We start from the raw sequence: 21664 nt of genomic DNA on the forward strand, positions 1-21664 counted from the left end.
ATGAAACGCACTATTCTGATCCATCCCGATCCTCGCCTGAAAAAGGTCTGCGCCCCGGTTGCTGATCTGTCAGATGATCTGCGCAAGCTGGCCGATGACATGCTTGAGACCATGTATGACGCGCCAGGCATTGGTCTGGCTGCGCCGCAAATCGGTGTGCTGGATCGCCTGATCGTCCTCGATTGCGTCAAGGAAGAAGGCGAGGCCCCCCGTCCGCTGGTCATGTTCAACCCCGAGATCATCGCATCGTCGGATGAGACCAATGTCTATGAAGAGGGCTGCCTGTCGATCCCGGATCAATATGCCGAGGTCACGCGGCCCAAAGCCGTCGACGTGGCCTGGATGGACGAGAACGGCAACGCGCAGCAGGAAAGTTTTGATGGGCTCTGGGCCACCTGCGTGCAGCATGAGATCGACCACTTGGATGGCAAGCTGTTCATCGACTACCTCAAGCCGCTAAAACGGCAGATGATCACGCGTAAGATGCAAAAGCTCAAGCGTGAGAAGGCCCGCACATGACCGTCCGCACTTGCCTGCCGTGGCCGGACAAACGCCTGCGGACCAAGGCCGAGAATGTCCCAGAGATCACCGATGAGATCCGCGCTATCTGGGACGATATGATCGATACGATGGAGGCGATGCCCGGTGTAGGCTTGGCCGCGCCTCAGATCGGGGTGATGTTGCGTCTGGCGGTCGTCGATGGTTCGGCCGAGCGGGGGCGGGTGATAAGACTGGCGAACCCGGAGATCCTGCACAGCTCGATCGAGTTGCGCGAACATGATGAGGCCAGCCCGAACCTGCCGGGCGTATCGGCCAAGGTAAAGCGCCCTCGGGCCGTGACGGTCAAATTCCTGAACGAACAGGGTATCATTGATCGCCGCGATTTTGTGGGGATCGAGGCCACCAGCGTGCAGCACCAGATCGACCATCTGAACGGCCGGATGTATTTCGACCGCCTCAGCAAGGTCAAACGCGACATGCTGCTGCGCAAAGCCAGGAAACAGGGGTAGGTCGGGCTTCAGCCCGGCACCCGGAAATCGTACCGGAGCGGAACATGCGACTAATCTTCATGGGTACGCCCGATTTCTCGGTCCCGGTATTGGATGCTCTGGTCGATGCGGGGCATGAGATCGCCGCCGTCTATTGCCAACCTCCGCGCCCGGCTGGCCGGGGCAAGAAAGACCGCCCGACACCCGTGCATGCGCGGGCTGAGGCGTTGAGGCTAGAGGTCCGGCACCCTGTCTCGCTGAAATCGCCCGAAGAACAGGCCGCATTTGCCGCACTGAACGCGGATGTGGCGGTGGTTGTGGCCTATGGCCTCCTTCTGCCGCAAGCCATTCTGGACGCACCCGCACAGGGTTGTCTGAACATCCATGCGAGCCTGTTGCCGCGCTGGCGCGGAGCCGCGCCGATCCATCGCGCGATCATGTCGGGCGACGCGGAAACCGGGATATGCATCATGCAGATGGAGGCCGGTCTGGACACGGGCCCCGTCCTGATGCGTCAGGCCACGCCGATTGAACGTGAGGAAACAACCGCACAGTTGCATGACAGGCTCTCGACCATGGGGGCCGCTTCGATCACTGATGCGTTGGCCCAGCTGCCGAACCTCACACCTCAGCCACAACCCGAAGAGGGCGTCACCTACGCATCAAAGATAGACAAGGCTGAGGCGCGGATCGACTGGACCCGCCCAGCGGTTGAGGTCGATCGCCAGATCCGGGGCCTGTCGCCCTTTCCCGGAGCGTGGACCGAGATGGAAGGCGACCGCCTCAAGCTGCTGGCCTCGCGCGTGGCAGAGGGGCAGGGCACACCGGGCGAGGTCCTGACAAGTGATCTGCATGTCGCCTGCGGGCAAGGCGCGGTTGAACTGTTGCGCTTGCAACGGGCAGGCAAAGGCGCGCAGGATAGGGAAACCTTTTTGCGGGGTTGGCCTATCCCGGTCGGCACCCGCCTGACGTCGGAGTAGAGACAGATGTTCATGGTCCTGATGGGCACCGTCGTGATTGCCGGGATAGTTGGCTACCTCTCTGAGAAGACGGAATTCACCCATAACGGCTACCTTCAATCCATCATCATCTGCGTCGGCGGCGCGTTTCTGTTCTACTTCGCCCGCGTCATGTTCGGCATCAGCTTTGGCCCTCCGGGGTTGGATGCGATTCTTTCCTCAATCGGTGCGTTGATCATCGTGCCGACTCATTGGAGGCGATAACATGCCCATCGTCGCCCTGATCGTGATCGGTGCTGCCGCAGGCTTCCTCGCTACCCGCCTGATGCGGATCGAGGCCGATATTCCCACCACCATGCTGATCGGTATTGTTGGCGCTTTGGTCGGAGGGTTTTTGTTGCGTATGCTGATCACCGTTGCCGGCTGGTTGTCCGGTTTTGTGGGGGCAGTGCTGGGCGCGTTGCTGGTAATCTGGATCTGGCAGAGCCTAAAGCGTCGTTAAGGCTTGACCTTTCCCTTGGGTCGCCACCAGATCAAGCCGAGTTTTCAAACAGGTGACCCATGTCTTATGATCTGAACGCTGGTGATGTTGCCCTGATGGGCGTTCCACTGGATTTGCATTCCTCATTTCTGCAGGGCCCCGCTTTTGCGCCCGGTCGCATACGCGAGGCGCTGCATTCCGGTGCGGCCAACCTGACGGCCGAGGATGGCACCGATCTGGGGGCCACGGATCGGTTCAAGGATACCGGTGATCTGGATGTGTTCGAGATGCGCGGGCAAGAGCCGATCGACCGGATCGAGGCCGGGGCCGCCGCGCGGATCGAAACCGGCGCGCGGCTGTTGTCTCTGGGCGGCGATCACTCGGTCGCTTTCCCGCTGATCAGGGCCCATGCCGAGCGCTATGAGGGGCTGAACATTCTGCATATCGACTCGCATCCCGACCTGTATGACACGCAGGATATCGGGCCTCTGGGCCATGGCTGCCCTTTCGCGCGGGTGATGGAAACCGGCAAGGTCAAACGTCTGGTGCAGGTCGGTATCCGCACCATGAACAAGCACCAACAGGAGCAGGCGGACAAGTTCGGGGTCGAAGTGATCGACATGCGCAATTGGCATTCTGATCTGGAGATCAGCTTTGACGGGCCGGTCTACCTGTCGCTGGATCTGGACGCGCTGGACCCGGCCTTTGCACCGGGTGTTTCACATCACGAACCCGGCGGGCTCAGTACGCGCGAAGTGATCGACCTGATCCATCGATTCGAGGGGCAGTTGGTCGGCGCGGATATTGTCGAACTGAATCCCCATCGCGACCCCTATGGCATGACCGCAATGGTGGCTGCGAAATTCGTCAAAGAGATCGGCGCACGGCTTTTGTCGCGCTGAAGTCAGCGCGTGTCACAGGCCGCCGTTGATCCCAGCCGCGCCACCCGCGTGGTGACCATGTCGTAGCTGTTGGCCTCGGCGGCTGTCATCCAGTGCATTTCGTCCTCCGAGGCGACCTCTAACGTGTACCAATAGAAATCCTCGGACACGCCGATATCTTCATAATAGTCCAGATACCGGTCGTGTTCGGGGTCGTCCTTAGGCAGTTCGGTAGCGATGATGCCCCCACCGCCCCAGCTATGAACGCCGACGCAGGCGCCGGGCTGCAAGGTACGCCTGTTGCCCGCCAGAAACAGGTCCGTCCCGCCCGAGGCGACCATGCCATCGGACGGTACCACCGTGTCAAACCCCCGGTTGCGCACTTCGCGTGAGAATATCACGTTGGCGTCGTCATCCACCGATCCTTCGATGTTTTGCAGGACAAGCGTTTTTATTTGAGGGTTGTCGGCGGTCACTTTGCGGAAGGCATCCAGGGTGGTGTGGTCGATGGCTCCGGTGACAACGATCTGATCGCCCTGGGCCACGAATTGCGTCGGGCTGTAGGGTTCCGCGCATGAGGCGAGACAAAGCGCACTGGCGGCGAGCAAAGACAGGGCAGGTTTCACAAATGGGCTTTCGGTTTGTTTCGGGCGGATCACGCGCTACTGGCGCGGGGGGCGGGCTTTGTAGACGGGAAGTCTCCAGCCAAAGATAAGCGATCCGGCGCGCAAGGCCCAGCAGATCGCGGCACATAGCGCCAGCGCGGGCAGGCCCTCGAGCCCAAAGCGTGTCGCGACCACCGCCGTCAACGCGCCTGCAAACGCGCATGAGACGTAAAGCTCACCCTGTTTCAGCACTAGGGGGACCTCATTGCAAACAACATCGCGCATCAATCCGCCCAGACATCCGGTGGTGACGCCCATCAGCACCACGATAGTGCCGGATTGATCCAGCGAAAGTGCCGCCCCGGTCCCCGCAGCAACGGCAATGGACAGAGCGAAACTGTCCAGCCAGATCAGCCAGTTATAGCGGCTTTCGACCAGATGCGCGGTTAAGAACACCAGAACGGCGGCCCCGACAGCAATCAGGATGTAGTCCGGCTGGCCGACCCAGAAGACGGGGTGCCGATCCAGCAGCAGGTCGCGCACGGTGCCGCCTCCGACCGCAGTCAGGCAGGCGATGAAGGCAAACCCGACCAGATCAAGCTGCGCCCGGCTGGCCACCAGCGCCCCGGTCAGCGCAAAGACCAGAACCGAGGCATAGTCCAGCAGGGCAAGCGCGCTCATTCCTGCGCCTTTGCGGGTTTGAACGGGGCCATGCCAGCGCGCGCCAGTTCATCGGCTTTTTCGTTCTCGGGATGGCCTGCATGGCCTTTGACCCATTCCCATGTCACGTCATGACGCCCCTGCGCCTCGTCCAGTCGCTGCCATAGGTCAACATTCTTGACGGGTTTCTTGTTCGAGGTTTTCCAACCGTTCCGCTTCCACCCGAAAATCCAGCCCGTCACGCCGTTTTTCACATAGGCGCTGTCTGTCACAACGGTGATCTTGGACGCGCGCTCCAGCGCCTCCAGCGCGTTGATGGCGGCCAGCAGTTCCATTCGGTTGTTGGTGGTTTCGGCCTCACCGCCCTTGAGTTCCCGTTCCTTTAGAACCGAATCCCCCTGCATCGCGCGCAGCAGCACGCCCCAGCCTCCGGGGCCGGGATTGCCGGAACAGGCCCCATCGGTATAGGCAAATAGCTCAGGCATGGGCGGCAAGCCCGATCCAGTTCGAGACCGAACCATCCAGCCCGGTGCCGCTGCCAAGTCGTCGTGCGGTGACGGTAAAGCCCGCCTTTTGCAGATATGTTTTCAAGTCGTCCTCGGAATAGTAACTGTAGAAGCGCCCCAAACGATCCGGCCCTTCACCCTGTCCCAGCTTCATGGCGATATAGAACGCCCCCTTTGGTTTCAACGCCCGGTGAATGGCGGCCAAATGGTTCGGGAAATCCGCGCGTTTGGCGTGCAGCAGGCTAAAATTGGCCCAGATGCCGTCATAGACATCCTCGTCCTTCAGGTCCGAGAACGCTGCTTGGCGGGCGGAAACTCCTGGGTGGGCCGAAGCCAGCCGAACCATTTCGGCCGAGGCATCCATGGCCTCAACCTCCAGCCCCGCCTGCGCCATGATCGAGGCCGAGGCACCGGGGCCGCAGCCCAGATCCAACACCTTGCCGCCCGCAGGAACCGCCTGAATGAATCGGGTCAGTTGCGGGTCTTCGGTGTTGGCCTCATCGGTCAGGTCGGCATAGCGCGTAGCCTGTTCGTCATAGACGGAGATCGTCTCACGGTCGCTCATAGATATACTCCGACAGCCAGGCACAGCAGCACGATGGCCGTCAGTAGGATGCGCAATCGCAACCACCAGCGCGGCGCGAGGCCCCAATACCAGAACAGGGCGTCCAGCACCAAAAGCCCCGCAAAACCGATCATCAGATTGGTACCGGCGCTGATCGGCCCGCCGCCTGTCATGAAGAAGGCCCAAAGTGCGGGTAGGACCGACAGAGTATAGCCCACAGTCGCCTTGCTGCCCGAGGTCTTGGTGGCAAAGCCCCACAATACTCCGGACATGAAACTCAGGATAACCGAACCATAGAACAGCTGGATGTAAGGTCCAACGAAGCGAGAGCTCAGCTCGCGCCTGCCCAGATCGTGGAGATCCGAGTTCAGATAGGTCAGCGCCCCCCAGATGAATGGGATCAGCCCCGCCAACCCCAGATACAGAGCGGATTTGGGGACGCCGTTCATGCTGGTTGCCTCAACACGCGGGGGACTTTGAACTCAACGTTTTCGACGGCGGTTTCCACAAGGTCGACTGTGACGTCGTAGTGATCGCTGAACGCGTCGATGACCTCATTGACCAGCACTTCGGGGGCTGAGGCCCCGGCGGTGATGGCAATGGTGGAAATCCCCTCAAGCGCGCGCCAGTCGATATCGGTGGCGCGTTGCACCAGTTGCGCATAGTTGCATCCGGCGCGCGAGGCGACCTCGACCAAACGTCGCGAATTGGACGAGTTCGGCGCGCCCACCACCAGCAGCGCATCCGCTTTCGGCGCAACAGCTTTCACGGCCTCTTGCCGGTTTGTGGTGGCATAACAGATGTCTTCCTTGTGTGGGCCGACAATCTTGGGGAACCGCTCTTCAAGCGCTGCGATGATATCCTTGGTGTCATCGACCGACAGGGTGGTCTGGGTGACAAAGGCCAGCTGATCCGGATCGCGGACCTGAGCCGTGGCGACATCTTCGACGGTTTCGACCAGCAGCACCTCACCTTCGGGCAGTTGCCCCATGGTGCCGATGGTCTCGGGGTGGCCTTTATGGCCGATCATGATCATCTGCAGGCCATTGTCCGAATGGCGCTGCGCTTCGACATGGACCTTCGAGACCAGAGGGCAGGTGGCATCGACATAGATCATCTCGCGCCGGGCAGCGGTGGCAGGGACGGATTTCGGGACCCCATGGGCCGAGAAGATCACCGGCCGGTCATCGGGGCATTCATCCAGTTCCTCGACAAACACGGCCCCTTTGGCGCGCAGCCCGTCGACCACGAATTTGTTGTGGACGATCTCGTGCCGGACATAGACCGGTGCACCCCATTTCTGTAGCGCCATCTCGACGATCTTGATGGCGCGGTCCACGCCTGCGCAGAACCCGCGCGGCGCGGCAAGGTACAAAGTCAATGGCGGCTTGGTCATGTCGCTGTCTCCTTGCGCCACAGGTAGGTCTTTTCTCGGCCTTGGTCCAGACAGGGCGGCGTCATTGATCTGACATGAATCACTGATAGCCGCTGGGTGTTTCAGTACCAAACCTTAGTTAAAGAAGCGCGGCCAGGGTTACATACCCTGACCGCGCTGATTTCATCCCCAAATTTGCAGTCGAGGGCTAGTTCGCCCCGGCGGCCGCAACGCTGCGCGGCTCGGCCGGCATTTCCCGAGGTGGGCGGCCGATCACGTCGCGCAGGTCTTCCAACTCGATGAAGTTGTCGGCCTGGCGGCGCAGCTCGTCCGAGATCATCGGCGGCTGGCTGCGGATGGTCGACACGACCGAAACACGCACGCCCTGACGTTGCAGGCTTGCAATCAGCGGGCGGAAATCCCCATCGCCCGAGAACAGCACGATATGATCGACGCGTGGTGCCAGTTCCATGGCATCGACGGTCAGTTCGATATCCATGTTGCCCTTGACCTTCCGACGCCCCATGCTATCGGTGTATTCCTTGGCCGGTTTGGTCACCATGGTGAAGCCGTTATAGTGCAGCCAGTCAACCAAAGGCCGGATCGGAGAGTATTCGTCATTCTCCAGCAGCGCAGTGTAGTAGAAAGCACGCAGCAGCTTGCCACGGCGCATGAATTCCTGCCGCAGAAGCTTGTAGTCTATGTCGAAGCCAAGTGCTTTCGCGGCGGCATAAAGATTCGAGCCGTCGATGAACAGCGCTAGCCGTTCGTCCTTATAAAACATAAATAGGTCCTTCCGGTATAATCCAGCCCGCTGCGCGTTTAAGAGTGAGTGGTGGAAAAATAAGCGCGCTGGTTTGACTATAATTAGGGCTTTTAGTGCGTATCGCAAGTATTCAATTGGCCATATATGGGGGTATTCATGGGCAAAACCACGTCAAATGCAGTTGTTGCGCTGGGGGCAAATCTCAATCTGAGCGGACTAGGGCCCAAGATGACACTTCGCCGGGCGTTAGAGGCGCTTGCCGAACGTGATGTGGTGATTCGCGCCGAAAGCCGGTTTTTCGAAACTCCGTGTTTTCCTGCGGGTGCGGGCCCCGACTATGTCAATGCCGCTATTCTGATCGAGACCACGCTTTCGCCTGCGGAGGTATTGAAGCTTCTGCACGAGGTCGAACATGAATTCGGTCGCGAACGGGTGCAGCGCTGGGGGATGCGGACGCTGGATCTGGATCTGGTTTGCTACGATGATCATTTGCTGCCCGACCCCGCCACCTTTGATCGCTGGCTGACCCTGCCGGCCGAGGCGCAGCGGCACGAGGCCCCGGAGCAGCTGGTTTTACCCCATCCCCGCTTGCAGGACCGGGCGTTTGTGTTGGTGCCCATGGCTGATGTGGCCCCTGATTGGCGCCACCCGGTGCTGGGTCGGACCGTTCAACAAATGCTCGAGGCGCTGCCGCCTGATGACATCGCGGCGGTCACACCTTTGTAGATCGGTGGAATTGCGCCATTTCCTGCTTGTCAAGGCGCTCAATCGGTCTTAGATACAACGCTTCCTGATATGGACTCAGCAACGGAGTAGCGTTCCATGGCCCGCGTGACGGTTGAAGACTGTGTAGACAAGGTTCCCAACCGGTTCGAACTGGTGATGCTGGCGGCCCACCGGGCGCGCGAGATTTCTGCTGGTGGACCGATCACAGTGGATCGTGACAACGACAAGAACCCCGTTGTATCTCTGCGTGAAATCGCCGACGAAACCCAGAGCGCGGACGAACTGCGCGAGCGCCTGATCGAGGCCAACCAGACCCAGATCGAGGTTGATGAGCCGGAAGACGATCAGATGGCTCTGCTGATGGGTGCCGAATCGGACAAGCCCGCCGAAGATGACATGTCGGAAGAAAAACTCCTGCGCGCTCTGATGGAGGCTCAAGGCCAGGGGTAAGCCCTCAAAACGAAGGTGCGGACCGGATGATTTCTGCTGACGACCTGATTGCGCTGGTCCGCAATTATAACCCCAAGACAAACGCTGAACGCCTCGCCAAGGCCTATGAATTCGGCCAGCAGATGCATGAAGGGCAGTTCCGCCATTCCGGCGAGCCCTATTTTTCCCATCCCGTTACCGTTGCCGCCATCCTGACCGAACAGCGTCTGGATGATGCGACCATCATAACGGCGCTTTTGCACGACACGATCGAAGACACCAAAGCCAGCTATGGCAAAGTGGCCGAGCTGTTCGGCGATGAGGTCGCCAAACTGGTCGATGGCGTGACCAAGCTGACCAATCTGCAACTCTCCAGTCGCGAAACCAAACAGGCGGAAAATTTCCGCAAGCTGTTCATGGCGATGTCCAAGGATTTGCGGGTCATTCTAGTCAAGCTCGCTGACCGTCTGCACAACATGCGCACGATCAAGGCGATGCGTCCCGAGAAGCAGGTTCAAAAAGCGCGCGAGACGATGGATATCTACGCGCCGCTTGCGGGCCGGATGGGGATGCAGTGGATGCGCGAGGAACTCGAAGACCTCGCCTTCCGTGTGCTGAACCCCGAAGGTCGTCAGTCGATCATCCGCCGTTTCATCACTTTGCAGCGCGAAACCGGCGACGTGATCCACCGGATCACCGGCGACATGCGCCATGAGCTTGAGAAAGCGGGCATCGAGGCCGAAGTCTTCGGTCGCGCCAAGAAACCCTATTCGATCTGGCGCAAGATGCAGGAAAAAGATCAGGGCTTTTCGCGCCTGTCCGATATCTACGGGTTCCGCATCATCACCGACACCGAGGAAGACTGCTATCGCACCCTCGGCGCGATCCACCAGCGCTGGCGCGCGGTGCCCGGAAGGTTCAAGGACTATATCTCGCAGCCGAAATCCAACGGCTACCGCTCGATCCACACCACCGTATCGGGGCGTGACGGCAAACGGGTCGAAGTACAGATCCGTACCCGCCAGATGCATGACGTGGCCGAAACCGGTGTGGCCGCGCACTGGTCTTATCGCGACGGTGTCCGGACCGAAAACCCGTTTGCGGTTGATCCGGCCAAGTGGATTTCGAACCTGACCGAGCAATTCGACAATGAGGAAGATCACGAAGACTTCCTCGAAGCCGTCAAGCTTGAGATGTACTCGGACCAGGTGTTCTGCTTTACGCCCAAGGGCGATGTGGTGAAATTGCCGCGCGGGGCGACACCGATTGATTTTGCCTACGCCATCCACACGCGCATCGGGCACGCTTGCGTCGGGGCAAAGGTCGATGCGATCCGCGTTCCTCTGTGGACGCGCCTGAAGAATGGTCAGTCGGTTGATGTCATCACCGCCGATGGCCAGACCCCGCAGGTCACCTGGCTTGAGATCGCTGTCACCGGCAAGGCCCGCACTGCAATCCGCCGTGCCCTGCGCGAGGTGGATCGCGAACGCTTCATCAAACTGGGCAAGGAGCTTGCCCGTTCCGGTTTTGAACATGTTGGCCGCAAGTCCACTGACAAGGCGCTGGATACAGCCGCCAAACACCTGCGCCTGAAAGACCGGCATGAGCTGCTGGCCCGTTTGGGCAGTGCAGAACTGACAGCCCATGAGGTGGTCAGCGCCGTTTATCCCGAACTGACGCAGGATGATGGCGATGCGATCCCGCTGCGGCGCGCTGTCATCGGCCTTGAGCCGGGCCAGAAATTCGATCGCGCGCCCTGCTGTCAGCCGCTACCGGGCGAGCGGATTGTCGGCATCACGCACCGGGGCAAAGGCGTTGAGGTCCACGCCATCGACTGCAACCGTCTGAGCGCGTTCGAGAACGAGCCCGAGCGTTGGGTCGATCTGCACTGGCACTCTGGCACGCACCCTGCGGTCTATGGCGCGACACTTGACCTCACCATTGGCAACGACGCCGGGGTGCTGGGGCGTATTTGCACATTGATCGGCGAGAAAAAGGCCAATATCTCGAACCTTGAGTTCGTCGACCGCAAACCGGATTTTTACCGATTGCTGATCAATGTCGAACTGCGGGACCTTGAACAGCTGCATTCGCTGATGCTGATGCTCGAGGCGGAAAGTGACGTGGCCGCCGTCGAACGGTTTCGCGAACGGGAAAACGCCGCCCCGTCGGCTGTTTAGATGAGGTGATCAGGAGTGGTTTTCAAGCGCCGAGATCGACGCTCTCCCATTCAGGCCGCATCTGAGTTTGTCTATCCGCGTGGCGGATGGACCCGCGCCTTTCACTATGTCAAACACCGCGTTCGCCGCTTGCCGGATTCGCCGGAACGGATCGCGCGCGGTATCGGGGCAGGGGTGTTTGCAGCGTTTACCCCCTTCTATGGGTTGCATTTTCTGGTCGCCGCTATCGGCGCGCGTCTGATCAACGGCAATATCGTGTCGGCCCTCAGTGGCACGTTCTTCGGCAATCCGCTGACCTATGTTCCAATCGGCGTCATCTGCCTGCAGACGGGGCATTTCCTTCTGGGTACCGAATTCGAGAAAAGCGAGACCCGCGGCCTGATGGGGAAATTCGCGGATGCGATGGGCGATCTGAAAAACAACTTTCTCGCCATGTTCACAGATCGCGTCGCGGATTGGCACGGCCTGGGCATATTCTACCGCGAGGTGTTCTACCCCTATATGATCGGCGGCATTCTTCCCGGTCTTGTGGCGGGGGTGGTTTGCTTTTACCTGAGCCTGCCGTTGATCCGCACCTATCAGCAACGCCGCCGCGCGCGGATCAAAGCGAAGTTTGATCAAATCAAACGTCTTGCGCAGGCAGAGGCTGACGTTCCGACGGCAAAACCACTAGGCTCCTCTACAGGGACAATGAAGGATTCGAACGATGTCTGATACCCACCTGCGTCTGGGCGTGAATATCGACCACGTGGCCACCATCCGCAATGCGCGCGGTGGTGCATACCCGGATCCGATCCGGGCCGCGAAACTGGCCGAAGAGGCCGGAGCCGATGGGATCACCGCTCATCTGCGCGAAGACCGTCGCCATATTCTGGATGCTGACATCGAAGGGCTAATGGATGCGCTGAGCGTGCCGCTCAACTTCGAGATGGCCGCGACGCCAGAGATGCAGAAGATCGCCCTGCAGCACAAACCCCACGCGGTCTGTATCGTGCCGGAAAAGCGTGAGGAACGCACCACCGAAGGCGGGCTTGAGGTCGCGCGCGAGGAAAACAAGCTGGCGCATTTCATTGCCCCCCTGCGCGATGCCGGCTGCCGCGTTTCGATCTTCATCGCCGCCGACCAACGCCAGATCGAAGCCGCACACCGCATCGGCGCCGAGGTGATCGAGCTTCACACAGGCGCCTATTGCGACTCCTTCGCCGAAGGCCACATGGAAGAGGCCGAGCGTGAGCTGGAAGGGCTGCGCCAGATGTCGACCTTTGCGCATTCGCTGGGTCTCGAAGTTCATGCAGGCCACGGGTTGACCTACGAGACGGTGAAACCCGTTGCGGCCTTCCCCGAGGTGCGTGAGTTGAACATCGGCCACTTCCTGATCGGCGAGTCGATCTTTCTGGGCCTCACCCCTGCCATTCAGGAAATGCGTCGCCTGATGGATGAGGCACGGGCTTAGTACCGGCTAGGTCTTTACCGATGCGACAATTGGATTTGAAAAGGGCTCAAGACGAAATGCACAAAGTAAGCATAGTTAGATTTACTCTTTGGTTGTTTGCAATCCGATTGGTTTATCCTCTGTTGGCGATGATTGTTGCCGTGTCCTTGAATTTCGACCTTGGGTCATCTGGAATCACGGTTGTTGCCCCTATGTTCGCTGCAATGATAGCGGGGCAGAGCTATGCGAAGCGATATGGAGAATTAATACCGAACTCTGAAGTGAAGAGATTTGCAAATTTTGCCCTTGTAGTTGCAATTGCCGTTGAAATCACCGTTTCACTGTTTTGGGGTTCTGTTTTAATGGGGCTTGGTTTTGTTGAATTTATTTCGGTTTTAGCGGAGGCAGAAGGTAAAACTCTGTTGGCATTTGTTTTCGGTTTCACATTTGTGCTTTCTTATTTGGGTATACGATGGGGGGTATCGATGGGTGCCAAAGGCGCGTTGAAATCAAGGCTCAACAAGAGCACTTTGGGGCAATAATTATTGATCCTCGGCGTTGGCACAGATCTCGCGAATATCGAGCGCATCCAGGGCACGCTTGACCGTTTCGGCGACCGTTTCCGCAATCGCGTCTTCACCGAGACCGAGCAGCGCAAGGCGGAACGTCGCCACGACACCGCAGGCACCTATGCCAAACGCTGGGCCGCGAAAGAGGCCTGTTCCAAGGCGCTGGGCACCGGTTTGCGCATGGGCATTGCGTGGAAGGACATGGCGGTCAGCAACCTGCACACTGGCCAGCCCGTGATGCATGTAACCGGCTGGGCCGCCGACCGGCTGCGCCAGATGACGCCTGCGGGTCATGAGGCGATCATCCACGTCACCCTGACCGATGACTACCCCTGGGCGCAGGCCTTTGTGGTGATCGAGGCGCGCCCGCTTCAAGAAGCCGGTACGCAGCCTTGACTTGCCCCCGCATGGCCCGCATGTAGCACCCAGCAAACCAAGGAGCAGATAGCAGTATGGCCGAGGACGTCAAAACCGGAAATCCCATCTGGGAGACGATCAAAACCATCGTCTATGCCCTGTTGATCGCAGGCGTTTTCCGCACCCTGTTCTTCCAGCCCTTCTGGATCCCCTCCGGCTCGATGAAGCAGACCTTGCTGATCGGTGATTTCCTCTTCGTCAACAAGATGGCCTACGGCTATTCCTACGCCTCCTGCCCCAGCCTGATCATCCCCAGTGTCGGCCTGAATGTCGACGCCGAGGATATCTGCGGCTGGCTTCCAGGCGACGACGATACCCGCATCTGGGGCGGAGATCCCGAACGCGGCGATGTCATCGTCTTCCGCCACCCTGTGACGGGACGCGACTATATCAAACGCCTGATCGGTCTGCCGGGAGACCGCGTTCAGGTCCGACAGGGGCAGATCATCCTGAATGGCACACCCGTTCCGCAGCAAGCCGATGGCGTGTTTACCGAAGTGGCGGCGCCGCAAGGCCCGCAGCGTCTGCGCCCGCGCTGCTCCAACGGTCCGGTCGGTGTCGGTGGTGTCTGCGAGAAAGAGCGTTTTGTCGAAACCCTGCCCAATGGCGTGTCCTATGACGTGCTGAACATCGGCAATCAGGGGTCCGACAACACCGGCATCTACACGGTGCCCGAAGGCCACTATTTCTTCATGGGCGACAACCGCGACAATTCCGCCGACAGCCGCCTGCCGCAATCTGCTGGTGGGGTAGGCTATGTTCCCTACCAAAACCTGATCGGTCGCGCCGACCGGATCATGTTCTCGTCTGCCGGCCGATCGATGCTGTTCTTCTGGACATGGCGCGGTGATCGCTTCTTCAAGGCGGTCAATTGAAGGTATCGGCCGATATAAAGGCATTTCAACACCGCTTGGGGTACGAATTCTCGAACCCTGAGCTGTTGGTGCGGGCACTGACCCATGGCTCTGTTTCGTCCGCCACCCGGCCCGATAACCAACGGCTCGAATTCCTGGGCGACCGCGTTCTCGGCCTCGTAATGGCAACGGCCTTGCTGGAAGCGGACAAGAAAGCCTCCGAAGGCCAGCTCGCCCCCCGCTTCAATGCCCTTGTGCGCAAAGAAGCCTGTGCCGACGTTGCCCGTCAGATTGACCTGGGCGAAGTTCTCAAGCTCGGCCGGTCCGAGATGCTGTCCGGTGGCCGCCGCAAACAGGCGCTTCTGGGCGACGCGATGGAGGCAGTGATTGCAGCCATCTACCGCGACGCCGGGTTCGAGGCCGCCCGCGATGTCATCCTCGCCCTCTGGGGGGACCGCATCCACACGGTCGAATCCGACGCCCGCGACGCAAAAACCTCGTTGCAGGAATGGGCGCAGGCCCGCGGCCAGAAACCCCCCAGCTATATCGAGGTCAAACGCAGCGGCCCCGACCACGCCCCGGTTTTCACCATCGCCGCCCGCCTGCAGAATGGGACCGAGGCACAGGCAACCGCCGGATCAAAACGTCAAGCTGAACAAGCGGCGGCAAAGGCCCTTCTGGACTCTTTAGCAAAATAACCCCCCGCTTGCCTTCCAAAACCTGATCCGCCCTTCATCTGGCTAAAAATACCTCGGGGGTGAGGCCGGATGAAATCCGGACGAGGGGGCTGGCCCCCTTTCGGTCGGATTGGCGCAGCCGATCCGACCCCTATGGCCGTCCAGGATAAGCCTTTGACACGAATACACTGCCACGCTTTCAACGTTCTCGGGACATTCATGTCACTTGATGTTTCAGGTGAAACCCGAAACGCTCTAAACCACCCGGATATACCCGGTCAGACCGGTTTTCTGATGCTCGATCACATGGCAATGAAATGCCCAGTCACCGGGATTGTCCGCGACCAGAGCGATCTCGACCACCTCATCCTTCAGCAGCAGCATGGTATCGGTCAGCAAAGGCGGCAGCTTGCGCAGGTTCGATTTCAACGGGGTAAATACAAGCCCATGCAAATGGATCGGATGCAGGTTCGGCGATTCGTTTCGTAGCCGCAGAACATAGCTTTTGCCCATCTCCAGCACGGCCAGAGGGCCGACTCCTTTGGCGGCGTCGCCCGCCCACGGCGTCCGGTTAATCGACCAGAAATTATATCCCAGAGAGCCACAGAACCCATTTTTCGGCTCTCCACCTTCGGGTGTCCAGCCAAAGACGAACTCGTGCAGCTCGGCCTTGGCCAGATCTGGCCGTGCAACCGGGTTCGGGGGCAGTGGCTTCAACTCCCGCAATCCACGCGCAACATCTGCGCCAGCGGCCCGAAGACTTGCCATCGGGCGATGCGGTTGACCTGGCAGCTTCGCGACCAAATCCACCACCTGTCCCTCGCCTGAGGGCATCGCCACCGCGAAATCCACCCGTTGGCCCGGTCCGACGAGCAGAGGGTCTTCGGCACTTGGCAGGGGAACCTCGACATCAACCGGGTGTCCGTCCCACGCGATGATCTTGGCCTTGGCGCCCTCAAGATGCAGCCGATAGATCCGGGTCGTGTCCGTGTTCACCACCCGCAGCCGCACCAGACCGCCCGAGATGTGGTCGTACACAGGCGTATCCAGCCAATTTGCGGTTTGCAGATTGCCGAATGTCCCGGCTCGTGCTGCGCCGCGCTGGGTGTAGGCGGGCAGGAACTGATCTTCGTCATCCAGACGGAAATCGCGCAGGTTGATGACTTGTTCGCTGTCAAATCCGGGGTCTTCGGCCTCGGAAATGACCATCACGCCGGTCAGACCATGGGCCATCTGTTCCATCGTCATGCAATGGGGGTGGTACCAATAGGTTCCAGCATCGGGGGGCGTGAACTCATAGTCGAAAAGCTCATTCGGCCCCATTGGCATCTGGGTCAGATAGGGCACGCCATCCATTGCGTTGGGAATGCGCAGCCCGTGCCAATGCATCGCGGTGTAGTCCAGTGTCGAGTTGCGCACCGGCAGGCGCATCGCCTCGCCCTGACGGCCCCGCAGCACCGGCGGCGGCGCATCAGAGGATAGGCTGACCATCCCGGTCGTCACCTGATCGCGCAGTGCAAAACTGGCCGATTGGATCACCAGTTCAGGCGTGGCTGAGGCCAGACCGAACCCTCCCAATCCGATTGCCCCTGCAGCGGCGCTGCTGCCCAAAAGGAACTCGCGACGTTTCATGATGTGCCTCTTTGATGAAATCCTCGCCTGGCTGTCATCGGCGTGGCGTGTGGCCACAGTTTCACTGCAAACGACGGATCGCAATGCGACAAAACCCTCTGGCCCGCGCGGGCTTTCTGCTATAGGGGTGCGCACTTGCAAACAGGATCGCAGCACACATGACCACACGCGCCGGATTTATCGCCCTGATCGGAGAGCCCAACGCAGGCAAATCCACCCTCTTGAACCGCATGGTCGGGGCCAAGGTCTCGATCGTGACGCACAAGGTGCAGACCACCCGCGCCCGCATTCGCGGTGTGGCGATGGAGGGCGATGCGCAGCTGGTCTTTGTGGACACCCCCGGCCTTTTCAAGCCGCGCCGCCGACTGGACCGGGCCATGGTTGCCGCCGCCTGGGGCGGGGCTGCGGATGCGGATGTGGTTGTCCTGATGATCGAAGCGCACCGCGGTATCAGCGAAGGTGTTGAACGGATACTCGAAGGTCTCGAAGAGATCGGACAGGGCCGCACCATCGCGCTGGCCATCAACAAGATCGACAAGGTGCCCTCCGAGAAGCTGCTGGCGCTGACCAGCGACCTGAACGCACGCTATCCCTTTGCCGAGACCTTCATGATCTCGGCTGAGAAAGGCCACGGCGTCGATGACCTGCGCAAATGGCTGGCAGGTGAGCTGCCCGAAGGCCCGTGGCTCTATCCCGAAGACCAGATCGCCGACCTGCCCCTGCGGATGATCGCGGCCGAGATGACGCGTGAGAAGCTGACCCTGCGCCTGCATCAGGAACTGCCCTATCAGCTGACCGTCGAGACCGAGAACTGGGAAGAGCGCAAAGATGGCTCGGCCCGGATTGATCAGATCATCTACGTCATGCGCGACGGTCACAAAGGCATCGTGCTGGGCAAAAAGGGCGAGACGATCAAGGCCGTCAGCCAATCCGCGCGGGCCGAACTGGAAGAGTTCCTCGACCGCAAGATTCACCTGTTCCTGCAGGTCAAAGTCCGGCCCAACTGGCTGGAGGAATCTGAGCGCTACTCGGAAATGGGTCTGGATTTCAAAGACGGCAACGCATGACCCGTCTGACCGCAGACTTCTGGGTCCATGCCTATCTGGCACGGCTGCGGTTTCAGGAAATTCCGGCCTTCGTGGTTGCGCATGGCGATGACACGGCGGGCGCGGTGCTGGTCAAGCTCAACACTCTTGATGGTCACGCGGTGGCTTTGCAACGCAGCTTTGACCTGATGAGCGGCGCGCGCACATGGGTAGAACTCTCTAGCGGAGCGGAGCGCGACGTGGATGCCGCCATCCAACGCCAGCGCAGTTTTGACCCGGACCTTTGGGTGATTGAGGTCGAAGACCGGCAGGGGCGGCATCTGTTGGGCGAAGAAGGGCTGGAGTAAACAGTCAGGCCTTGGACAGGCTGGCCAAACCGCCTAAATTAACCCGCACCGGGTTGGTGCAAACCGCACTTTCCATCATAGACGTACACAGACAGGGTGCTCGTGTGGCTGAAACAATCGCAGAGAAATTTGAGAAATCGAAACTCGGGCATTTGATGCAGCGGTTCGAGGCGTTCATGGTTATTGTTGGTGTTGTCGGACCGTTCGCAACGCTACCGCAGTTGATCAAACTGTTTTTCACCCATTCGCAACATGCCACGGGACAATCGCTGCTTACATGGTCGCTATATGCTGTGCTGTCTTTTCTGTGGTTTGCCTATGGGCTGGTAGTTGGAAAGCTGCCGATTTACGTGGGCAATGGGATTTCTATGTTCCTCAACCTGCTGATGGTGTTGGGCATCCTGATCCATGCGGGTGTGACGTTTTGAGCGGGCGTTAGCCCAGTACCAACGGCTCCAGCGATACCCGCAGAGACACGGCGGCGAAGAACAGAACGCTGCCTGCCAGAACGAAAACATGCCAGATCGTGTTGTGATAGGGCATCCAGTCGGACAGGTAGAAGATGACGCCTGCGGTGTAGATCACCCCTCCCGCGATCATCAGGGTCAGAACCGAGGGTGGAAGCTCGGCCAGCAAGGCATGCCCGCTCCAGACGGCGGCCCAGCCCATGCCCAGATACAGGGCCAATCCGATCCAGCGGAAGCGGTGCGGGTCCACCATCTTCAGCACCGATCCCAGCGTGGCCGAGGACCAAAGGCCGATCATCAGCCCCGGGGCTTGCGCGCCGGACAGCAGCAGGAAGGGCGTGTAGGTGCCTGCGATCTTCACATAGATGCCCGAGTGATCCAGCCTGCGCAGAACCTCGGACCATCGGTCGCTGACGACCATGTTGTAAAGCGCAGAAAAGCTGAGCATCAGGATCAGCGTCACACCATAGATCGACGCGCCCATGACCGCGTCCGGGTCGGCGCGATAGACCATCGTCATGACAATCAGAATAGGAACCGCGACAAGGGCCAAAAACAAGCCCAGAACATGTACAACCCCGTCACTGATGCGCTCGGCCCGGCTGTAGGCGGGACGGATATCTGCAAAAGACCGCATAGTTTAAAGCCTAGGGCGGTCATGCCTTTCGGGCAAGCCCGGCGGGTTGAAATTACCGTGTCATCCCTGGCCCAGCGGACCAGTCACGCGGTTCTTCATTGACCTTTCATCAATCCGCAACCTTCAAGTCGGATCATCGTCGGGCTTTGGGTCCTTGTACCGGTTGAGGTCAAGAATGCCTGCCTGAATTGGTTCGTCCTTCAGGAAAAGGGTGTGAAGCTGATCGCTGATGGCCCAAAATTCTTCACTGGTCCGGCGCACTCCGAAATTGGCGACCAGCTGCATCCAGTCCTCTTGCGTGGCAACCGATTTCAAGGCCTTCACAAAGCCGGGCAATTGCGCCTGAGTCAGTTTGAAGAAAAAGTTCGGATAGCTTCCAATCATCTCAGGCAAAATAGTCAGAACGTCTTTATCGGGTTCTCGCCGGGCGGATTCGTCGAACAGAAAGGCTATGTTGGTATGGGCCTTGTCGTGGATCAGCGTGAAAACCTCGGCCCTGTCGTCGCTTGTTTCGACTACCAGCAAGGAAAGGTCCGGCAGGAACTTGACCCAAGACCCGGTCTGATTGGCCAGAGCTGTCAGGGCATCCCGCGCGCATTCCGCGCCATCGCATCGGTTGATCGGATCGGAGAGCGGCCATAGCCCGTCGCCGCGGGCCAGAAGCTGCAAAAGAAACTCCTGCTTGGGCGTGTTCGTTTCAAATGTGATCCCGGTGGGCATTGTGTCGTCGATACGGCGGGTGTGCCAGAAGGAGTGCAACCTGGCCAGTGCGCCCCGATACCAGCTTTGGTGCATCCCAGGCCGCAGATTGCGCGGCATGAAGGTCAGGAAGTTGTCCTCGCTCTCCATCCGCAATTCGTCCATGTAAATGCGGGTCGCCAGTTGGTGTTCGACACGTCCGAACACGTCAAATCCAGCGACCAGATTGTAGTAGATCCGCTCAAACACTGGATAGTCGATGACCCAGGCGGTTTCCGGGATGTCGCCGTGAAATCCGGTCAGGGCCGATGCGTTATCGAAGTGCCGAAACACGGTGATCAGGGCGTTCGGGTTGGATCCATCTCCATCCCATATCGCGTCATAGCCCCATCCGGTTTGATGTGCGGGGCTGTTGCGATAGCGGGCATCGCGGAACTCAAGGTATTGCGCCTGGTTCTGGTGCGAGAACATGTGCAGGTCAGCCAAGTTTCGATCCACCTGCGCGACGGGCAGTTCAAGAAGCGCAGCGCCCTCGGCCAGAAAGCTTGGGTCGTTGATCGAGAGGTCGGCGTCGGGGTCAAGGAAACTGACCCAGAACCGGTCCTCGATGACGTCAACGGCAGTCTCTCCGTGGCAGACGGGGCCGCGGATGAAGCTGCGGACAAAGAACAGCGCGTCGTCCAACAGGAATTGATAGCGGCTGCGCGCAGGGATCGCCGCAAAGGTCGAGAACGGGTCTCCGCCTTCGGCATTGCTATAGGAGGGTAGGTCGGACAGCGCCCAGTTTGGCCGCAGGAACAGCGCCTGAAACCGCGCCATGCGATCAGGGCTCAGCGTATAGACCAGATGTTCTTTATGGACGATGGTTTCATTGACCGGTTGCAGACGATAGTAGAACGGCCCTTCGCCGGGATCGTCAAACGGGCGGCGGGTCGCGATGATGTCGATCTCTTCTCCGTTGGGCGTTCTGGATCGGACGATTTGAAAGAACCGCCGTGGGTCATCGCCTTCAAAATGCAGGCGGGCCAGAAACAGATGTTCGAACAGATACCGGTTCATCAATTGCGCGCGCGGGTCGGGGGCGTTCAGAAATGCCTCCCACACGGTAACCTGCTCTTGGATATCGTCAGGCAATGGCGTGGTCGCCTCAGGCAAAGCCGCTCCGCTCTGCACCCAGTCCATCAACAGCGCATGCTCCGAGGTCGTCAGTGGAGCAGTCCCATAGGGCATTCCCGCCATCGGATGACTTTCGCGGAAGGCGTCGAACTCCTGATCGTTTGGGCAGACCAAGGGGCGGTCAAGCGTCAGCCCCAACGAGTCCGGAAGGGGTGCGTTGGGAGGCAGTGGGTTCTCGGCCCCCAGTGCCAGATAGCGTTCCAGCAGGCTGGTCTCGCCTTTTGCCTGTGGAAGAACCGGATGGAACCCTAAATCCCGCCACCCCTCGACCGTTGTGGCATCCTGCCCCAAACGGGTGGGCTGGGCATCTTCCAGGCGCTGCGAATGATAAACCGCCAGCTTGCTGCCACCGCGCAACAGACCCTCGGGCGAGGTCAGCTTGACCTGACAGGGCGCGTCGTAGCAGCCGTGGCAAACCACGCAGCGCTTATCCAGAACCGGTTTGACCTGCGACCAGTCTGCCTGAGCAAAGGCGGCAAAGGGGCTAAAGCTGATCAAGCTTGCAAATAGCGTAACCCAAGTTCTGGCTGGCATTATTGTCCTCCTGCCCATCGCGCGCCCAATCATAATCTTGGTCCAAGCGCCCGGT

At 59.7% G+C, this 21664-nt stretch carries 28 protein-coding genes; 18 read left to right on the forward strand and 10 right to left on the reverse strand.

The features are described 5' to 3' along the window. The 6 genes from def (AC2FD8_RS17890) to speB are packed head-to-tail and all read left to right on the forward strand — an operon-like array spanning nucleotide 1 to nucleotide 3331. On the forward strand, nucleotides 1-519 hold the full coding sequence (def, locus tag AC2FD8_RS17890) for a peptide deformylase (protein WP_496858373.1): 519 nt from the start codon (nucleotides 1-3) through the stop codon (nucleotides 517-519). After that, nucleotides 516-1010 carry a peptide deformylase gene (gene def / locus AC2FD8_RS17895; RefSeq protein WP_496858375.1) on the forward strand — a complete coding sequence of 165 codons (495 nt, stop codon included), beginning with the start codon at nucleotides 516-518 and terminating at the stop codon, nucleotides 1008-1010. Before def (AC2FD8_RS17890) ends, def (AC2FD8_RS17895) begins: the two co-directional genes overlap by 4 nt. Before the next feature lie 44 nt (nucleotides 1011-1054). Next, nucleotides 1055-1969 (forward strand): methionyl-tRNA formyltransferase, encoded by a 915-nt coding sequence (gene fmt / locus AC2FD8_RS17900; protein WP_496858377.1) that lies wholly within the window; start codon nucleotides 1055-1057, stop codon nucleotides 1967-1969. A 6-nt stretch (nucleotides 1970-1975) separates the two neighbouring features. After that, entirely contained in the window at nucleotides 1976-2212 is a 237-nt protein-coding gene (locus AC2FD8_RS17905) for a hypothetical protein (RefSeq protein WP_496858378.1), read from the forward strand. 1 nt (nucleotide 2213) lies between these two features. Further along, entirely contained in the window at nucleotides 2214-2450 is a 237-nt protein-coding gene (locus AC2FD8_RS17910) for a GlsB/YeaQ/YmgE family stress response membrane protein (RefSeq protein ID WP_496858380.1), read from the forward strand. Nucleotides 2451-2509: 59 nt separating this feature from the next. Then, nucleotides 2510-3331: an agmatinase gene (speB, locus tag AC2FD8_RS17915; protein WP_496858382.1), complete on the forward strand. Its 822-nt coding sequence runs from the start codon at nucleotides 2510-2512 to the stop codon at nucleotides 3329-3331. Between the two features lie 2 nt (nucleotides 3332-3333). Here speB and AC2FD8_RS17920 read toward each other — a convergent pair whose 3' ends face one another. From AC2FD8_RS17920 to AC2FD8_RS17950, 7 genes are all read right to left on the reverse strand, one after another. Next, a complete protein-coding gene (locus AC2FD8_RS17920) occupies nucleotides 3334-3969 on the reverse strand; it encodes a COG3904 family protein (RefSeq protein WP_496858383.1) in 636 nt (211 codons plus the stop codon). 3 nt (nucleotides 3970-3972) lie between these two features. Further along, nucleotides 3973-4596, reverse strand: a complete 624-nt coding sequence (locus tag AC2FD8_RS17925; RefSeq protein WP_496858385.1) for a trimeric intracellular cation channel family protein — start codon at nucleotides 4594-4596, stop codon at nucleotides 3973-3975. Continuing rightward, a complete protein-coding gene (gene rnhA, locus AC2FD8_RS17930) occupies nucleotides 4593-5060 on the reverse strand; it encodes a ribonuclease HI (RefSeq protein ID WP_170494091.1) in 468 nt (155 codons plus the stop codon). The genes AC2FD8_RS17925 and rnhA overlap by 4 nt, the downstream gene beginning before the upstream one ends. Continuing rightward, nucleotides 5053-5646 (reverse strand): class I SAM-dependent DNA methyltransferase, encoded by a 594-nt coding sequence (locus AC2FD8_RS17935; RefSeq protein WP_496858388.1) that lies wholly within the window; start codon nucleotides 5644-5646, stop codon nucleotides 5053-5055. Before AC2FD8_RS17935 ends, rnhA begins: the two co-directional genes overlap by 8 nt. Then, nucleotides 5643-6095 (reverse strand): DUF3429 domain-containing protein, encoded by a 453-nt coding sequence (locus AC2FD8_RS17940; protein WP_496858390.1) that lies wholly within the window; start codon nucleotides 6093-6095, stop codon nucleotides 5643-5645. Before AC2FD8_RS17940 ends, AC2FD8_RS17935 begins: the two co-directional genes overlap by 4 nt. After that, nucleotides 6092-7042: a 4-hydroxy-3-methylbut-2-enyl diphosphate reductase gene (ispH, locus tag AC2FD8_RS17945; RefSeq protein ID WP_496858391.1), complete on the reverse strand. Its 951-nt coding sequence runs from the start codon at nucleotides 7040-7042 to the stop codon at nucleotides 6092-6094. Before ispH ends, AC2FD8_RS17940 begins: the two co-directional genes overlap by 4 nt. A gap of 187 nt (nucleotides 7043-7229) precedes the next feature. After that, the gene (locus tag AC2FD8_RS17950; protein WP_496858393.1) at nucleotides 7230-7805 is read right to left on the reverse strand and encodes a LabA-like NYN domain-containing protein; all 576 of its coding nucleotides are present in this window, start codon (nucleotides 7803-7805) and stop codon (nucleotides 7230-7232) included. A gap of 138 nt (nucleotides 7806-7943) precedes the next feature. On the opposite strand from AC2FD8_RS17950, the gene folK reads away from it, so the two are divergent. The 9 genes from folK to rnc all read left to right on the forward strand — a co-directional run bounded on the left by folK (nucleotide 7944) and on the right by rnc (nucleotide 15092). After that, nucleotides 7944-8513, forward strand: coding sequence for a 2-amino-4-hydroxy-6-hydroxymethyldihydropteridine diphosphokinase (gene folK / locus AC2FD8_RS17955; protein ID WP_496858395.1), 570 nt, complete (start codon nucleotides 7944-7946; stop codon nucleotides 8511-8513). 96 nt (nucleotides 8514-8609) lie between these two features. After that, entirely contained in the window at nucleotides 8610-8963 is a 354-nt protein-coding gene (gene rpoZ, locus AC2FD8_RS17960) for a DNA-directed RNA polymerase subunit omega (RefSeq protein WP_496858397.1), read from the forward strand. Nucleotides 8964-8989: 26 nt separating this feature from the next. Next, entirely contained in the window at nucleotides 8990-11122 is a 2133-nt protein-coding gene (locus tag AC2FD8_RS17965) for a RelA/SpoT family protein (protein WP_496858399.1), read from the forward strand. A gap of 15 nt (nucleotides 11123-11137) precedes the next feature. Beyond that, nucleotides 11138-11836 carry a DUF2062 domain-containing protein gene (locus AC2FD8_RS17970; RefSeq protein ID WP_496858401.1) on the forward strand — a complete coding sequence of 233 codons (699 nt, stop codon included), beginning with the start codon at nucleotides 11138-11140 and terminating at the stop codon, nucleotides 11834-11836. Continuing rightward, nucleotides 11829-12575 carry a pyridoxine 5'-phosphate synthase gene (locus tag AC2FD8_RS17975; protein ID WP_496858402.1) on the forward strand — a complete coding sequence of 249 codons (747 nt, stop codon included), beginning with the start codon at nucleotides 11829-11831 and terminating at the stop codon, nucleotides 12573-12575. The genes AC2FD8_RS17970 and AC2FD8_RS17975 overlap by 8 nt, the downstream gene beginning before the upstream one ends. Nucleotides 12576-12631: 56 nt before the next feature. Next, nucleotides 12632-13096: an ABZJ_00895 family protein gene (locus tag AC2FD8_RS17980; protein WP_496858455.1), complete on the forward strand. Its 465-nt coding sequence runs from the start codon at nucleotides 12632-12634 to the stop codon at nucleotides 13094-13096. A 3-nt stretch (nucleotides 13097-13099) separates the two neighbouring features. Next, on the forward strand, nucleotides 13100-13519 hold the full coding sequence (acpS, locus tag AC2FD8_RS17985) for a holo-ACP synthase (RefSeq protein WP_496858404.1): 420 nt from the start codon (nucleotides 13100-13102) through the stop codon (nucleotides 13517-13519). 56 nt (nucleotides 13520-13575) lie between these two features. After that, nucleotides 13576-14415, forward strand: coding sequence for a signal peptidase I (gene lepB / locus AC2FD8_RS17990; protein WP_496858406.1), 840 nt, complete (start codon nucleotides 13576-13578; stop codon nucleotides 14413-14415). Then, the gene (rnc, locus tag AC2FD8_RS17995) at nucleotides 14412-15092 is read left to right on the forward strand and encodes a ribonuclease III (protein WP_496858408.1); all 681 of its coding nucleotides are present in this window, start codon (nucleotides 14412-14414) and stop codon (nucleotides 15090-15092) included. Before lepB ends, rnc begins: the two co-directional genes overlap by 4 nt. A gap of 234 nt (nucleotides 15093-15326) precedes the next feature. Here rnc and AC2FD8_RS18000 read toward each other — a convergent pair whose 3' ends face one another. After that, nucleotides 15327-16703 (reverse strand): multicopper oxidase family protein, encoded by a 1377-nt coding sequence (locus AC2FD8_RS18000; protein ID WP_496858410.1) that lies wholly within the window; start codon nucleotides 16701-16703, stop codon nucleotides 15327-15329. A 158-nt stretch (nucleotides 16704-16861) separates the two neighbouring features. Here AC2FD8_RS18000 and era point away from each other — a divergent pair, with 158 nt between their 5' ends. Genes era through AC2FD8_RS18015 form a run of 3 tightly spaced genes read left to right on the forward strand, consistent with a single transcriptional unit; the run spans nucleotide 16862 to nucleotide 18524 of the window. Then, on the forward strand, nucleotides 16862-17770 hold the full coding sequence (gene era / locus AC2FD8_RS18005; RefSeq protein ID WP_496858412.1) for a GTPase Era: 909 nt from the start codon (nucleotides 16862-16864) through the stop codon (nucleotides 17768-17770). Continuing rightward, nucleotides 17767-18096, forward strand: a complete 330-nt coding sequence (locus AC2FD8_RS18010; protein ID WP_496858414.1) for a DUF1491 family protein — start codon at nucleotides 17767-17769, stop codon at nucleotides 18094-18096. Before era ends, AC2FD8_RS18010 begins: the two co-directional genes overlap by 4 nt. A gap of 11 nt (nucleotides 18097-18107) precedes the next feature. Beyond that, nucleotides 18108-18524, forward strand: coding sequence for a SemiSWEET transporter (locus tag AC2FD8_RS18015; RefSeq protein WP_496858416.1), 417 nt, complete (start codon nucleotides 18108-18110; stop codon nucleotides 18522-18524). 7 nt (nucleotides 18525-18531) lie between these two features. Here the strand turns inward: AC2FD8_RS18015 and trhA are convergent, their stop codons facing one another. Further along, nucleotides 18532-19200 carry a PAQR family membrane homeostasis protein TrhA gene (trhA, locus tag AC2FD8_RS18020; RefSeq protein ID WP_496858418.1) on the reverse strand — a complete coding sequence of 223 codons (669 nt, stop codon included), beginning with the start codon at nucleotides 19198-19200 and terminating at the stop codon, nucleotides 18532-18534. A 123-nt stretch (nucleotides 19201-19323) separates the two neighbouring features. Next, nucleotides 19324-21609: a fatty acid cis/trans isomerase gene (locus AC2FD8_RS18025; RefSeq protein WP_496858420.1), complete on the reverse strand. Its 2286-nt coding sequence runs from the start codon at nucleotides 21607-21609 to the stop codon at nucleotides 19324-19326. Nucleotides 21610-21664: the final 55 nt, after the last annotated feature.

This window comes from Ruegeria sp. YTSC192, assembly GCF_059609705.1.